The sequence below is a fragment of the Actinomadura madurae genome (assembly GCF_047130825.1).
Classification (GTDB): Bacteria; Actinomycetota; Actinomycetes; order Streptosporangiales; family Streptosporangiaceae; genus Spirillospora; species Spirillospora madurae.
Genome location: NZ_CP083237.1, coordinates 3,001,302 through 3,014,522, shown reverse-complemented (window position 1 = coordinate 3,014,522; position 13,221 = coordinate 3,001,302). Strand labels below are relative to the sequence as shown.

At 72.4% G+C, this 13,221-nt stretch carries 11 protein-coding genes; 6 read left to right on the top strand and 5 right to left on the bottom strand.

Annotation, left to right across the window (positions count from 1 at the left end; genetic code table 11):
* Positions 1-3 precede the first annotated feature (3 nt).
* On the bottom strand, positions 4-663 hold the full coding sequence (locus tag K8Z49_RS13600; protein WP_021593569.1) for a potassium channel family protein: 660 nt from the start codon (positions 661-663) through the stop codon (positions 4-6).
* Positions 663-1,328 carry a potassium channel family protein gene (locus tag K8Z49_RS13595; RefSeq protein ID WP_021593568.1) on the bottom strand — a complete coding sequence of 222 codons (666 nt, stop codon included), beginning with the start codon at positions 1,326-1,328 and terminating at the stop codon, positions 663-665. Before K8Z49_RS13595 ends, K8Z49_RS13600 begins: the two co-directional genes overlap by 1 nt.
* 259 nt (positions 1,329-1,587) lie before the next feature.
* On the opposite strand from K8Z49_RS13595, the gene K8Z49_RS13590 reads away from it, so the two are divergent.
* Both K8Z49_RS13590 and K8Z49_RS13585 read left to right on the top strand, forming a co-directional pair.
* Complete coding sequence (locus K8Z49_RS13590; RefSeq protein ID WP_021593567.1) at positions 1,588-3,621, top strand: APC family permease; 2,034 nt, start codon at positions 1,588-1,590, stop codon at positions 3,619-3,621.
* A complete protein-coding gene (locus K8Z49_RS13585) occupies positions 3,614-4,951 on the top strand; it encodes a class I SAM-dependent RNA methyltransferase (RefSeq protein ID WP_021593566.1) in 1,338 nt (445 codons plus the stop codon). The genes K8Z49_RS13590 and K8Z49_RS13585 overlap by 8 nt, the downstream gene beginning before the upstream one ends.
* Here K8Z49_RS13585 and K8Z49_RS13580 read toward each other — a convergent pair.
* The gene (locus K8Z49_RS13580; protein ID WP_021593565.1) at positions 4,948-5,529 is read right to left on the bottom strand and encodes a TetR/AcrR family transcriptional regulator; all 582 of its coding nucleotides are present in this window, start codon (positions 5,527-5,529) and stop codon (positions 4,948-4,950) included. The two genes, K8Z49_RS13585 and K8Z49_RS13580, sit on opposite strands and share 4 nt — an antisense overlap.
* Positions 5,530-5,626: 97 nt before the next feature.
* Between K8Z49_RS13580 and K8Z49_RS13575 the strand changes: the two genes are divergently transcribed.
* Both K8Z49_RS13575 and K8Z49_RS13570 read left to right on the top strand, forming a co-directional pair.
* A complete protein-coding gene (locus K8Z49_RS13575; protein WP_111829795.1) occupies positions 5,627-7,078 on the top strand; it encodes an MDR family MFS transporter in 1,452 nt (483 codons plus the stop codon).
* A 40-nt stretch (positions 7,079-7,118) separates the two neighbouring features.
* Positions 7,119-8,306 (top strand): GNAT family N-acetyltransferase, encoded by a 1,188-nt coding sequence (locus K8Z49_RS13570; protein WP_255268516.1) that lies wholly within the window; start codon positions 7,119-7,121, stop codon positions 8,304-8,306.
* Between the two features lie 18 nt (positions 8,307-8,324).
* On the opposite strand, the gene K8Z49_RS13565 is transcribed toward K8Z49_RS13570, so the two are convergent.
* Positions 8,325-9,353 carry a glycoside hydrolase domain-containing protein gene (locus tag K8Z49_RS13565; protein WP_021593562.1) on the bottom strand — a complete coding sequence of 343 codons (1,029 nt, stop codon included), beginning with the start codon at positions 9,351-9,353 and terminating at the stop codon, positions 8,325-8,327.
* A gap of 213 nt (positions 9,354-9,566) precedes the next feature.
* Between K8Z49_RS13565 and K8Z49_RS13560 the strand changes: the two genes are divergently transcribed.
* A complete protein-coding gene (locus K8Z49_RS13560) occupies positions 9,567-10,415 on the top strand; it encodes a hypothetical protein (protein ID WP_412519042.1) in 849 nt (282 codons plus the stop codon).
* A gap of 42 nt (positions 10,416-10,457) precedes the next feature.
* Positions 10,458-11,384: an LLM class F420-dependent oxidoreductase gene (locus tag K8Z49_RS13555; RefSeq protein ID WP_021593560.1), complete on the top strand. Its 927-nt coding sequence runs from the start codon at positions 10,458-10,460 to the stop codon at positions 11,382-11,384.
* A gap of 69 nt (positions 11,385-11,453) precedes the next feature.
* Here the strand turns inward: K8Z49_RS13555 and K8Z49_RS13550 are convergent, their stop codons facing one another.
* A complete protein-coding gene (locus K8Z49_RS13550; RefSeq protein WP_412519040.1) occupies positions 11,454-13,160 on the bottom strand; it encodes an MFS transporter in 1,707 nt (568 codons plus the stop codon).
* Positions 13,161-13,221 lie beyond the last annotated feature (61 nt).

Sequence of the window (13,221 nt, the reverse complement as noted above, 5' to 3'; positions counted from 1 at the left end):
CGGTCACCTGCCGCCGAGCAGCTCCGCGAGCTCGTCCTCCACGTCCTGGCTGGCGACGAACATCAGCTCGTCGCCCGGCTCCAGCGTGTCGTCGGACGAGGGCACCAGCACCCGCCCCTCCCGCAGGATCGCCACCAGCGCGGTGTCGCGCGGCCAGGCCACCGACCCGACCCGCTGCCCGCCGAGCGGCGCGTCCTCCGGCAGCGTCAGCTCCACCAGGTTCGCCTCGCCCTGCCGGAACGTCATCAGCCGGACGAGGTCGCCGACGCTGACGGCCTCCTCGACCAGCGCCGACAGCAGCCGCGGCGTGGACACGGCCACGTCCACGCCCCACGACTCGTTGAACAGCCACTCGTTGTTCGGGTGGTTGATCCGCGCCACCACCCGCGGCACCCCGTACTCGGTCTTGGCCAGCAGCGACACCACCAGGTTGACCTTGTCGTCGCCGGACGAGGCGACCACCACCTGGCAGCGCTCCAGCGCGGCGTCGTCCAGTGCGGAGATCTCGCACGCGTCGGCCAGCAGCCACTCCGCGCGCGGCACCATCTCGACCTTGATGGCCTTGGGGCTCTTGTCGATCAGCAGCACCTCGTGCCCGTTCTCCAGCAGCTCCTGGGCGATGGAGCGGCCCACCGCGCCCGCCCCGGCGATCGCGACCCGCATCAGGCCTCCTCCCCGTTCCGCGCCGCGACGGCGGCGTTCACGCGCTCCAGATCGTCGGCGCCCGCCATGATGTGCACGATGTCGCCGTCCTGGATGACCGTGTCCCGCTCGGGGACGAGCGCCTCGCCCATCCGCGACAGGAACGCCACGCGGGTCCGGGCGTGCTCCTCCAGCGCCCCGACCTTCTCGCCCACCCACAGGTGACCGGAGTCCAGCTCGGCGAGGACGACCGCGCCGGTCGGGTCGCGCCACAGCGGCTCGGCGCCCTCGGGGAGCAGCCGGCGCAGGATCTGGTCGGCCGTCCACCGGACGGTCGCGACCGTGGGGATGCCGAGCCGCTGGTACACCTCCGCCCGGCGCGGGTCGTAGATCCGGGCCACCACGTTGTCCACGCCGAACGTCTCCCGCGCCACCCGCGCGGAGATGATGTTGGAGTTGTCGCCGCTGCTCACGGCCACGAACGCGGACGCGCGCTCGATGCCCGCCTCGGCGATCACATCGCGGTCGAACCCGAACCCGGTGATGCGGCGGCCCCGGAACCCGCTGCGGAGCCGGCGGAACGCCTCCGGGCTCTGGTCGATGATGGCCACCGAATGGCCCTTGTCCTCCAGGATGTGGGCGAGCGTCGACCCGACCCGCCCGCATCCCATGATCACGATATGCACGGCCGTTCCTTCTTCCGTCCAGGGGGACGTTCCCCCTGTACCCCCCGCGCCGTGCACGGCATTCGCCGCCGAGACCGTGCCGCGCCCGAGGACCGTTTCCTGTGAATGATCCCTGCCGGGCTGCAAACCTACACATCCCCCCAGCCGAGTACTACCCGACCGGCCCGCCGAGGGGCCTGCGACGCCCGAACGCGCTGCTCAGAACACTGAAGGCGGGCGGCGGCGGGGGCGTCACCGGCACGGGCTAGAGTCTCGTTGCGTGTCAAAGGTTCCGGACCTCACGAAGAGGCTCCTCCTCGGCCGCGCGCTGAGCAGCTCCCAGCAGCACGAGCAGCTGCTGAAGAAGCGGATCGCGTTGCCGGTCTTCGCGAGCGACGCCCTCTCCTCGGTGGCCTACGCGCCGCAGGAGATCCTGCTCGCCCTCGGCGCCGGCGGGCTGGTGATGTACCACTACACGCCGTGGGTCGCGGCGGCCGTCGTGGTCATCCTGCTCACCGTGGTCGCGTCCTACCGGCAGAACGTCCGGGCCTACCAGAGCGGCGGCGGCGACTTCGAGGTCGCCACCACCAACCTCGGCGGCAACTGGGGCGTCATCGTGGCGAGCGCGCTGCTCGTCGACTACGTCCTCACCGTCGCGGTGTCGGTGTCGTCCGGGGTGGAGAACCTCGGCGCGCTGCTGGAGTTCATGCAGCCGCACGAGGTCGGGGTCGCCATCGGCATCGTGGTGCTGCTCACCCTCGGCAACCTGCGGGGCCTCAAGGAGGCCGGGGTCGCGTTCGCGATCCCCACCTACCTGTTCATGTTCGCGGTCGTCGGCATGCTGGCGTGGGGCCTGGTCCGGCTGGTCTCGGGCGCCGAGCTGGAGGCCGAGACCGCGCACTACGAGATCCGCGGCGACGAGACCGACCTCGCCGGGTTCGCGCTGGTCTTCCTGCTGCTGCGGGCGTTCTCCTCCGGCTGCGCCGCGCTGACCGGCGTCGAGGCGATCAGCAACGGCGTGCCCGCCTTCCGCAAGCCCAAGGGGGAGAACGCCGCCACCACCCTGCTGATGCTGGGCCTCGTCGCGATGACGATGTTCGGCGGCGTCACCGCGTTCGCCTACATCACCGACGCCAGGTTCGCCGAACCCGACCAGGGCAGCCACCTCGTCGACCCGGCCACCGGCCGCGAGCTGCACGACGCCGACCCGGTGATCGCGCAGGTCGCGCACACCGTCTTCAGCAACTTCACCCCGGGGTTCGCGCTCGTCACCGCGATGACCGCGCTGATCCTGTTCCTCGCGGCCAACACCGCGTTCAACGGCTTTCCGGTGCTCGGGTCGGTCCTCGCCCAGAACCGCTACCTCCCGCGCCAGCTGCACACCCGCGGCGACCGGCTGGCCTTCAGCAACGGCATCATCATCCTCGCCACCATGGCCGGGCTGCTGATCTACGCCTACGACGCGTCGGTCAGCCGGCTGATCCCGCTGTACACCGTCGGCGTGTTCGTGTCGTTCACGGTCAGCCAGATCGGCATGGTCCGGCACTGGAACCGGCTGCTCACCACCGAGAACGATCCGGCGCAGCGGCGCCGGATGAAGACCTCCCGCGCGATCAACGCGTTCGGCGCCACCCTCACCGGCATCGTCCTGGTCGTCGTGCTGATCACCAAGTTCGCGCTCGGCGCCTACATCGTGTGCATCGCGATGCCGCTGCTGTTCCTGCTGATGAAGGCGATCAGGCGGCACTACGACCGGGTCGCCGCGGAGCTGGTGCCCTCCGGCGAGGACGTCGCGCTGCCCGCCCGCAACCACGGCATCGTGCTCGTCTCCAAGATCCACAAGCCGACGCTGCGGGCGCTCGCCTACGCCCGCGCTACCCGGCCCTCCACGCTGGAGGCGGTGACGGTCGCGGTGGACGCCGAGGAGTCGCAGCGCCTCCAGGAGGAGTGGGACGCCCTCGACATCCCCGTGCCGCTGAAGATCCTCGACTCGCCGTACCGGGAGATCACGCGGCCCGTCCTGTCGTACGTCAAGAGCGTCCGGCGCAAGAGCCCCCGCGACGTCGTCACCGTGTTCATCCCCGAGTACATCGTCGGCCACTGGTGGGAGCAGCTGCTGCACAACCAGAGCGCGCTGCGGCTGAAGGGCCGGCTGCTGTTCCAGCCGGGCGTCATGGTCACGAGCGTCGCCTGGCAGCTCCAGTCCTCCGACCGGCTGAAGGCCCGGCCCGAGCCGCCGGGGCCGGGCGCCTCCCGGCGTCCGCCGCGGACCGGAACGCGTCCCGGTGCCGGTAGTGTTTCGGACCGTGACTGAACTCGAACCCGACGTCCTCGACCTGGAGGTCGGCAACGTCGCCAACGGCGGTTTCTGCGTCGCCCGGCACGAGGGCCGCGTGGTCTTCGTCCGGCACGCCCTGCCCGGCGAACGGGTGCGAGCCCGCGTCACCGACCGCACGAAGAACTTCCTGCGCGCCGACGCCGTGGAGATCATCGAGGCGTCCCCGGACCGGGTCGAGCCGCCGTGCCCGTTCGCCGGCCCCGGCCGCTGCGGCGGCTGCGACTGGCAGCACGCCTCCCTGCCCGCCCAGCGGGCGCTCAAGGCCGCGGTCGTCGAGGAGCAGCTGCGGCGCCTCGCCGGGATCACCCGCACGGTGGTCGTCGAGGAGGTCCCCTACCCGGTCGAGGGCGACGTGGCCCCGCCCCCGGGGCTCGGCTGGCGCACCCGCGTGCAGTTCGCCGTCTCCTCCGGAGCCGTCGGCCTCCGCCGGCACCGGTCCCACGACATCGAGCCGATCGACGAGTGCCTGATCGCCCACCCCGGCGTGGAGCTGATGGGCATCGAGCGCAAGCGGTGGCCCGGCGCGAGCGGCGTCGAGGGCGTCGTCTCCGCCGCCACCGGCGACCGGCTGGTCGTGCTGCGCGGGCGGGACCGCCGCAAGATCCGGGTGCCGCGGCTGGACGTGCCGGTCCGGCTCGTCCGGGGCAGGCCCGAGCCGGGCGCCGCGCTCCCGTACGTCCGCGAGGAGGTCTCCGGGCGGCTGTACCAGGTCAGCGGCAGCGGCTTCTGGCAGGTCCACCCGGGCGCCGCGCGGCTCCTGGCCGACGCCGTGCTCGACGCCCTCGAACCGAAGCCCGGCGACATCGCCGTCGACCTGTACTGCGGCGTCGGGCTGTTCGCCGGCGTCCTCGCCGACCGGGTCGGCCCCGACGGGCTCGTCGTCGGCGTCGAGTCCGACGGGCAGGCCGTCCGCGACGCCCGCCACAACCTGCGCGACCTGCCGAACGTCTCGATCGAGCGCGGGGCGGTGGAGGAGGTCGTCGCCGACCTGGAGTTCGGGATCGCGTCCGCCGGGTCCCGCACGCAGAACAAGCGCGGCACCGGCCACCACCGAGGTTCCCGCGTCCGGCGCGCCGACGTCGTCGTCCTCGACCCGCCGCGCGCCGGTGCGGGCCGCGACGTCGTCGAGCACATCACCCGCCTCGCCGACCGCAAGATCGCCTACGTGTCCTGCGACCCGGCCACCCTGGCCCGCGACCTGGCCTACTTCGGCGAGCGCGGCTGGACGCTGGAGACCCTCCGCGCCTTCGACGCGTTCCCGATGACACAGCACGTGGAGTGCCTCGCGACCCTGGTCAGGGGCTAGCACCCCGGTCGCCGCACCAGGGGCAGGAAGATCGTGTCGACGATCTCCTCGATGACCTCGTCGGGCACGGGGGCGAAGGTCAGCAGAATCTCGTGGCGCAGCAGGTCGAACGGCAGGCTCCTGATGCGGTCGGTCAGGCGGTCCGGGTCGATCTCGCCGCGCCGGACGGCACGGCCGTACATCGTGTCGAGGGCCTCGGCCCGGCCCGTCACGGCGGGGTCGCGCAGCTCGCCGAGGCTCTCGCCCACATCCCGGTGGTAGCCCGCCAAGGCCCCGTACACGAGGGTGATGAGCCGCACGCGGGCCCTGCTGATCTCCCGCATGAGGGTCACCAGGTCGTCCCGCAGGCTGCCCGTGTCGGGGAGCTCCAGCAGTGATTCCTTGAGCACGTGGGCGATCGCCGCGCGGACCAGCTCGTCGCGGTCGGACCAGCGGCGGTAGAGCACCGGGGGACTGGTGCCGGCCCGTCTGACCACGGCGTCGACCGTGAACCTGGCGTAGCCGTGCTCGGCGAGCTCGTCCCAGGCCGCATCGAGGAGCGCCTTCTCCAGTGCCGCTCCCCGGCGCCGCTCCGCCATCCGCCCGCCTCTCGCTTGAGAAAGAGTTGTCTATCTCATCGTAGCGGCCTACGCTGGGCGCGTAAGATAGAGAGTCCTATCTAAAGGGCGGTCACCCGTGAGCGTTCCCCGAGACACGACGGCCGCGTCCCCGGCACCGGAGTCCGAGCGTGTCGACCCCGCCGTGTGGCGCATGGCGGTCACCCTCATCGTCGGCGCCCTGGCCGTCGTGTTCGACACCACCATCGTCAGCGTCGGCCTCGACGACCTGGCGACCGATCTGCACACGTCCCTGTCCACGGTCCAGTGGGTGAGCACCGCGTACCTGCTGGCGGTGTTCGCCGCCATCCCGCTCGCCGGCTGGGCCCAGTCGCGCCTCGGCGGGCGGCGGCTGTGGATCTCGGCCCTGGGCGGGTTCCTGCTCGGATCGGTCCTGAGCGCCCTGGCGTGGGACGCGGCCAGCCTGATCGCCTTCCGCGTGGTCCAGGGCGTCGCGGGCGGCCTGATGATGCCCCTCATGGTCACCCTGCTCATGCAGGCGGCCGGGGGCCGTCACATCGGCAGGGTCATGGCCATGATCACCGTGCCCACCGCGCTCGGCCCCATCCTGGGGCCGGTCCTGGGCGGCCTCATCCTGGACCGGGCCGACTGGCGCTGGATGTTCTACGTCAACATCCCCTTCTGCGCCGCCGGTGCCTGGCTCGCCCGGCGCAACCTGCCCGACGACCGGCCCGCGCCCGGGAAGCCCCCCGCCCGCCTGGACCTGGTCGGTCTGCTACTCCTGTGCCCCGGCACCGCCGCTCTCATCTACGGGCTCTCCCGGGTCCAGAGCAGCGCGGACGTCACCGCCGCCCATGTCCTCGTCCCGCTGCTCGGCGGACTCGCCCTGGTCGCCGCCTTCACCGCCCGGACGCTGGCCCGGCCCGCGGGCGCCCTGATCGACCTGCGGCTGTTCCGCCACCGTGCGGTCGCCTCCTCCTCGGCCCTGCTCTTCCTGGGCGGCCTCTCCCTGTACAGCGCGATGATGCTGCTGCCGCTGTACTTCCAGCAGGTCCGCGGGCACGACGCGCTGGGCGCCGGTCTCCTGCTCATCCCGCAGGGCGCCGGCGCGCTCCTCGCGCGAGGCCTGGCGGGGACCTGCGTCGACCGCTTCGGGCCCCGCCGGGTCGCCGCCGTCTCCTTCGCCTTCGTCGCCGCGGCGACCGTGCCGTTCGCGTTCGTCACCGCCGGCACCGGCGAGATCCTGCTCATGGCCGCGCTGTTCGTCCGCGGCGCCGGCCTGGGCGCCGCCATGATCGCGCCGGCCGGCGCCGCGTACGTCGGCCTCGGACACCACGAGATCCCCGATGCCAGCATCATCAGCCGCGTCGCCCAGCAGATCGGCGGGTCCGTGGGCATCGCCGTCCTCGCCGTCGTCCTCCAGGATGGCGCCGGAGGCGCCCGCGGGCCGGAGGCCCTGGCCGTCGGCTACGACCACGCCTTCTGGTGGTCCGTGGCCTTCACCCTTGCCGCCCTCCCGCTGTGCCTGGTCCTGCCGGGTCGTGCCGAGCCCCCGTCCATCGTGCGGTGACCAGCGGAAAAACGGTTGCGGTGGGGCATAGCGTGGAACTGTGATCGAAATCAGGGACATCCCGGAGGCCGACGCCGTCCGCATGCGCGACTTCGCGGGGGTGGTGTTCCACCTCTCCATGGACGACGGGGACCAGGAGCGGGACGGCTGGCCTCTCCTGCGCGCCGAGCGCATCGGCGCCTACGACGGCGGCACGCTCGTCGGCCAGCTCGGGACCCTGCCCATGCGGCTCGCGGTCCCGGGCGCGCTGCTCGACTGCTCGGCGGTCACGTTCGTCGGAGTCCTGCCGACGCACCGCCGCCGCGGGATCCTGACGTCCATGATGGACCGGATGGACGCCGACGCCATCGCGGCGGGACGTCCGGTGGCCGCGCTCTGGGCGTCCGAGGGCGTCATCTACGGCAGGTACGGCTTCGGCCTGGCCACGCGCGCGATCGGCCTGGAGGTCGACTCCTCGCGGCCGCTCGATCTGCGCACGGTGCCCGACGACCGCCCGCTGCGACTGGTCGACACCGCCTCCGCCCCCGACCTGCTCGGCCCGATCCACGATCGGTCGCTGGCGGTGCGTCCGGGCGGCCTGGTCCGCGACGCCGACTGGTGGACGCGGGGGGTCCTGCGGGCGACCGACCGGGACGCCGAGGGGTACACCGCGCCGCGCATCGTCCACCACCCCGCCGGCTACGCGGTCTACCGGGCCCGCGGGGGGACGATCCGGGTCGTCGACCTCGTCGCCGACACTCCGCAGGCAGAGGCGGCGCTCTGGCGGTTCCTGGCCTCGATCGACCTGTCGTCCCGCGTGGTCGCCCCGAACCGCCCGGTGGACGACCTGCTCCCGCACATGGCCGCCGACTCCGAGCAGGTCACCGTCACGCACGGCTTCGGCGCCCTCTGGCTCCGGCTGATCGATGTGCCGGCCGCCCTGCGCGCCCGCTCCTGGGCCACCGACGACACCTTCGTCCTGGAGGTCGGCGACCCACGCATCCCGGGCAACGACGGACGCTGGCGCCTTGGTACCTCCACCACCGGCGCCGCCGCCTGCGAGGCGACCACGGAGCGGCCGGACCTGACGCTCACCGCGGCCGACCTCGCGGCCGTCTACCTGGGCGGGCAGGACCCGGTCACGCTGACCAGGGTCGGCGCCGTGACCGAGCACACGCCCGGCGCCGCCGCCCGCCTGGCGACCTCCCTGGCCGTTCCGCTGGCGCCCTACATCAACGACGACTTCTAGCCGGCCGCCTCCGGGCGGCTAGCGCCAGAAGAAGACCTTGGCGCTGCCCTGGGTGAGGGTGGCGGCCGCGGAACCGCGGTGCAGCAGCTGGAACCGCACCCGCTTCCCCGCCTCGACGGTGTCGGCGGCGAGGTTGTAGACCAGGTTGGTGCTGTCGCCGGCGGAGACGAAGTCCTGGACGGGGCCGGCCTGGAACTTGCCGGTGTCCTCGATCTCCACCTCGACCACCCGGGCCTGGATGAGCGTGCCCGCGGGGACGCCGCGGACGGTGGTGCCCACGGACAGGCTGTACCGGGCCGACCCGGTCAGCAGGCTCGGCCCGCCCGGGTCGTTGTGCTGGTGGTGGCTGTCGGAGTACTCCTTGCTCCAGGTGACGTTCGTCCACGTCCCGGGAGCGAGCTGTTGCTCCTTGCCGCCGGTTCCGACGGACACGTAGTCGGGCATGTCGTCTCCCTCGGGCGAGACGCCGACGCGCCACTGCCCGTAGTCGCTCTTCACGGCGCGGTCGTAGTCGACGCCGACGCCGTTGATGGTGTGGTCGTTGGAGTACTGCTGCAGCTGGGCCCGCGCGTCCCACCTGCCGCCGGACCAGGCGTACGTCTGCCAGCCGAAGGTGATCTTCTTCGCGTCGAAGGCGCGGTCGACCGGGCCGTAGCCGCCGTAGAGCCCGACCCGGTCGCGGCCGATCACGCTCGCCGCGCCGTCGAGGTAGGCGTTGATCTCGTCCTGCTGCCCGGCGGAGGCGTCCCAGTCGGCGGCGAAGTAGATGGGCCGGTCGTCCGGCATGCCGCACGCCTCGGCCTGCGCGGCGGCGTCCCGGGCGTCGGCGACGCCGGCGGATCGTCCGGCCAGGGGGCGCTGCGCGGTCGTCTCCCAGACGACGACCAGCCAGATGCCCGCCGCGGACAGCTCGTCGGCCTCCGCGCGCGTCAGGTTCTTGCCGGTCGTGTCGTGGGACAGGTAGCGGCACGCGAACTTCGCCCCGGCGCGTTTCAGCGCGGCCGCGCCGGGGCGGCCCCACGCGTAGTCGACGCCGAAGACAGCCATGTCAGCTCCAGAGTCAGGGGTAGGGGTCAACGTCGATTCAACAACCCGGGACGCCTGTGGCGCAGGAGATTGGGGAGGTTCAGGCGGGATGAGGACCATCGGTGACAGTTATGTTACCGTGCGTGACGGCACGTCAATGCGGTGCCGGGTGGACGGCCCGGTGCTCGCCGGATGGACGTATCCGTCGAATTCTCGCAGGTCACGGGGGGCAAAGTGATCCGGACACTGAAGGGGCGCGGCCTGGTCCTGCTGGCCGCCGCTCCGCTGCTGGGAGGTGTGGCGGCGGCGCCGGGAGCGCATGCCGACGTTCCCGTCCCGGCGGTGCACGAGGGGGGCCAGGACGCCGCTTCGAAGCCGCCTCCGCGGCAGAAGGCGCACGGCAAGCACAAGTCGAAGAAGCACAAGTCGAAGAAGCACAAGTCGAAGAAGCACTCGTCCAATAAGCACTGCCACGAACACGGCAAGAAGCACGGCGGGAAGCACGCTGGCAAGCACAAGGGCCACGGCAAGAAGCACAAGAAGCACTCGCATCACGGTGGCCAGGCGGCCAAGCACAAGGCCAATGCGTCGAAGCACCAGGCTCACGGCAGGGTGGTGCTCCACACTGACGGCCCTGAGAGGGCGGTGGTTCCCGGGCGCACCTACGAGTGGTCGTTCGAGGTGCTCGCCAAGGGGGCGCAGAAGTCGGCCAGAGCGGTGTTCCTGGTGACGCTGCCGCGGTCGCTGGTGTTCGTGTCCGGGGGGCGCTGCAAGGCCACCGGGCGGACGGTCGTCTGCAACCTGGGCACCCTGAAGCAGGGCCGGTGGGCCGACGGCGAGTTCAAGGCGAAGGTCTCCGAGCGCGCGAGGTCCGGGCAGAGGATCGCCCTGCGCGGGACGGTGATGTGGGGCTCGGCCGTCGACGCCGGGGGCTTCCCGGCGGTGCGGGTCGCGAAGGCCGCCGGGCACGGGCACGCGAAGCCCGCCAAGAACAAGCCGTCCGGGCAGGGGCATGCGAGGCCGTCCGGGCAGGGGCATGCGAAGACGCCTCCGGACAGGGCGCGGATCGCCGGGACGCCCTGACCCGCCGCGCGGGCGGCGCCGGGTCCGTACGAGGATGGGGTCATGCGACTTCGGATCTTCACTGAGCCCCAGCAGGGGGCGAGCTACGAGACTCAGCTGGCCGTGGCCAAGGCGACGGAGGACCTCGGCTTCGACGCGTTCTTCCGCTCCGACCACTTCGTCAAGATGGGCGACGTGACGGGCGAGCCGGGCCCGACCGACTCCTGGATCACGCTGGGCGCGCTGGCCCGGGAGACCAGCCGGATCAGGCTCGGCACGCTGGTGACGGCCGGGACGTTCCGCTACCCGGGGCCGCTGGCGATCTCGGTCGCGCAGGTCGACCAGATGAGCGGCGGGCGCGTCGACCTCGGGCTCGGCACGGGCTGGTTCGAGGACGAGCACACCGCGTACGGCATCCCGTTCCCGAGCCTGGCGGAGCGGTTCGAGCGGCTGGAGGAGCAGGTCGAGATCGTCACCGGGCTGTGGGGGACGCCGTCCGGGGAGACGTACTCGTTCAGCGGGAGGCACTACGCGCTGTCCGACTCGCCCGCGCTGCCGAAGCCGGCGCAGGCGGGCGGTCCGCCGATCATCATCGGCGGGTTCGGCGCGAAGCGGACGCCGCGGCTGGCGGCCCGCTACGCGGACGAGTACAACGTCCCGTTCCACCAGGTGAAGGACACCGCCGGGGCGTTCGACCGGGTCCGCGCGGCGTGCGCCGAGGCGGGCCGGACGAGGCCGCTGGTCTACTCGGCCGCCCAGGTCGTCTGCTGCGGACGGGACGAGGCCGAGCTGAAGCGCCGCGCCGACGCCATCGGCCGGGAGGTGTCGGAGCTGCGCGGCAACGGCCTGGCGGGCACGCCGGGGGAGCTGGTCGACAAGATCGGCCAGTTCGGCGAGCTGGGCGCCGAGCGCGTCTACCTGCAGGTTCTCGACATGCACGATCTTGACCACCTGGAGCTGCTGGCGGCGGAGGTGCTGAGCAAGGTCTGAACAGGGCGCGGGCCCGCGGTGGGGGGAGTCCCTCCACCGCGGGCCTCGTCTTGTGTCGGACGGTCTCCTTCAGACCGGCTCTTCTTCCGGGCGGGGGTGCATCGGCAGCAGGAACGTCGCCAGGAAGGTGAGGCCGAGGAGCCCGACCTCGACCCACAGCGTGATCTTCATGGCGTCGCCGAACCCGGTCTTGGCCGAGTGCCCGGCGGCGTCCGCGACCGCCTTCTGCACGGCCGGAGCCGACTGCGGCGCGGCGCCGACGGCGGCCCGGACGTCGTCCTGGAGCCGGTGGCAGGACGCGGGGACGGCGGCGGCGTCCTTGGCGGTGGCGCGGTCGTGGCCGCAGTCGCGCAGGCCGTCCACGATCCGGTCCCGCTGCGCCGCGGGGACGGACGCGGCGGCGAGCCGCCCGCGCAGCCCGGCGGCGCCGTCGTCGGCCGCGGCGGCGACGTGCCCGCCCAGCAGGCCGAAGAAGATCGTGCCGAGGACGGCGGCGCCGAGCGCGGCCCCGAGCTGCTGGACGGCGGTGAGCGTGCCGCCCGCCGAGCCGGTCTCCTCGGGCTCGACGCCCGCGAGGACGGTGTCGAAGAACGGCGCCATCAGCAGGCCCATGCCGAGCCCGGTCACGGTCAGCGCGGGGACGAGCTGCCACGCGGTGACGTCGATCCCGGCGTACTGGAGGGTGGTGGAGAACCCGGCGATGCCGGCGGCCATGGTGAGCGCCCCGGCGTGGATCACCGTGCGGCCGAACCGCCGCACGGCCTGGGCGACGCCGAACCCGATGACGATGCCGGCCGACCAGGGGATCTGCGCGAGCCCCGTCTTCAGCGGGGAGAACCCGAGGCCCATCTGGAAGAACAGCGACAGCACCAGGCCGAGGCCCGCGACGCCGGAGAAGAACACCATGCCGACGACGAGCCCGCCGGTGAAGCCGCGCTTGCGGAACAGGCTCGGGACGATGAGCGGGTCGCCTCCGGCGCGCTGCTTGCGGGACTCGTACCGGGCGAACACGCCCCAGACGAGCAGGGACGCGGCCATCATGGCGAACGTCCAGGCGGGCCAGTCGTGCTCGCGGCCCTGGACGAGCGGGTAGATCAGCAGGCCGGCGCCGAGGGACGCCAGGGCCGCGCCGGTGAGGTCGAGGCGGGAGGCGTGCTCGGCGCGCCCGGCGGGCAGGAACCGCAGCCCGGCCAGCACGGCGGCGGCGCCGAGCGGCAGGTTGATCAGGAAGATCATCCGCCAGCCGGTGCCGAACAGGTCGGCGTCGATCAGCCAGCCGGCCAGCACCGGGCCGCCGACCGACGACAGGCCCATCACCGGCCCGAACAGGCCGAACGCGGCGCCCATCTCCTTCGCCGAGAACATCTGCTTGATCATCCCGATGCCCTGCGGGAGCATCAGCGCGCCGAACAGGCCCTGCAGGGCGCGGGCGCCGATCAGCATCCCCGGGGAGACGGCGATGCCGCACAGCAGCGATCCGAGGGTGAAGCCGGCGGCGCCGACGAGGAACATCCGCCTGCGCCCGTAGAGGTCGCCGAGGCGTCCGCCGGTGATGAGGCCGACCGCCATGGCGAGGGTGTAGCCGGCGGCGAGCCACTGGATCGTGGCGGCGGATCCGCCCAGCTCGGCGCGGATCGTGGGGGCCGCGATGTTGGTGATCAGCGCGTCCAGCATGTCCATGATCTCGCCGGCGAGGATCACGAACAGGGCGACCCAGCGCCAGCGGTAGCCGGCCTCCCCGGTGCCGTGTTTGAGGGGCGTCATCGTCTCGGTCATCGTCATCTCCGGAGGGAACATCATTCGTTTAACGAACACTGTTTCTAGATAGGAACAGTGT

Coding starts and splice junctions, on each gene's coding strand:
- K8Z49_RS13550 (WP_412519040.1), bottom strand. CDS start 13,160: ATGACCGAGACGATGACGCCCCTCAAACACGGCACCGGGGAGGCCGGC.
- K8Z49_RS13565 (WP_021593562.1), bottom strand. CDS start 9,353: ATGGCTGTCTTCGGCGTCGACTACGCGTGGGGCCGCCCCGGCGCGGCC.
- K8Z49_RS13580 (WP_021593565.1), bottom strand. CDS start 5,529: ATGGCGGAGCGGCGCCGGGGAGCGGCACTGGAGAAGGCGCTCCTCGAT.
- K8Z49_RS13555 (WP_021593560.1), top strand. CDS start 10,458: ATGCGACTTCGGATCTTCACTGAGCCCCAGCAGGGGGCGAGCTACGAG.
- K8Z49_RS13600 (WP_021593569.1), bottom strand. CDS start 663: ATGCGGGTCGCGATCGCCGGGGCGGGCGCGGTGGGCCGCTCCATCGCC.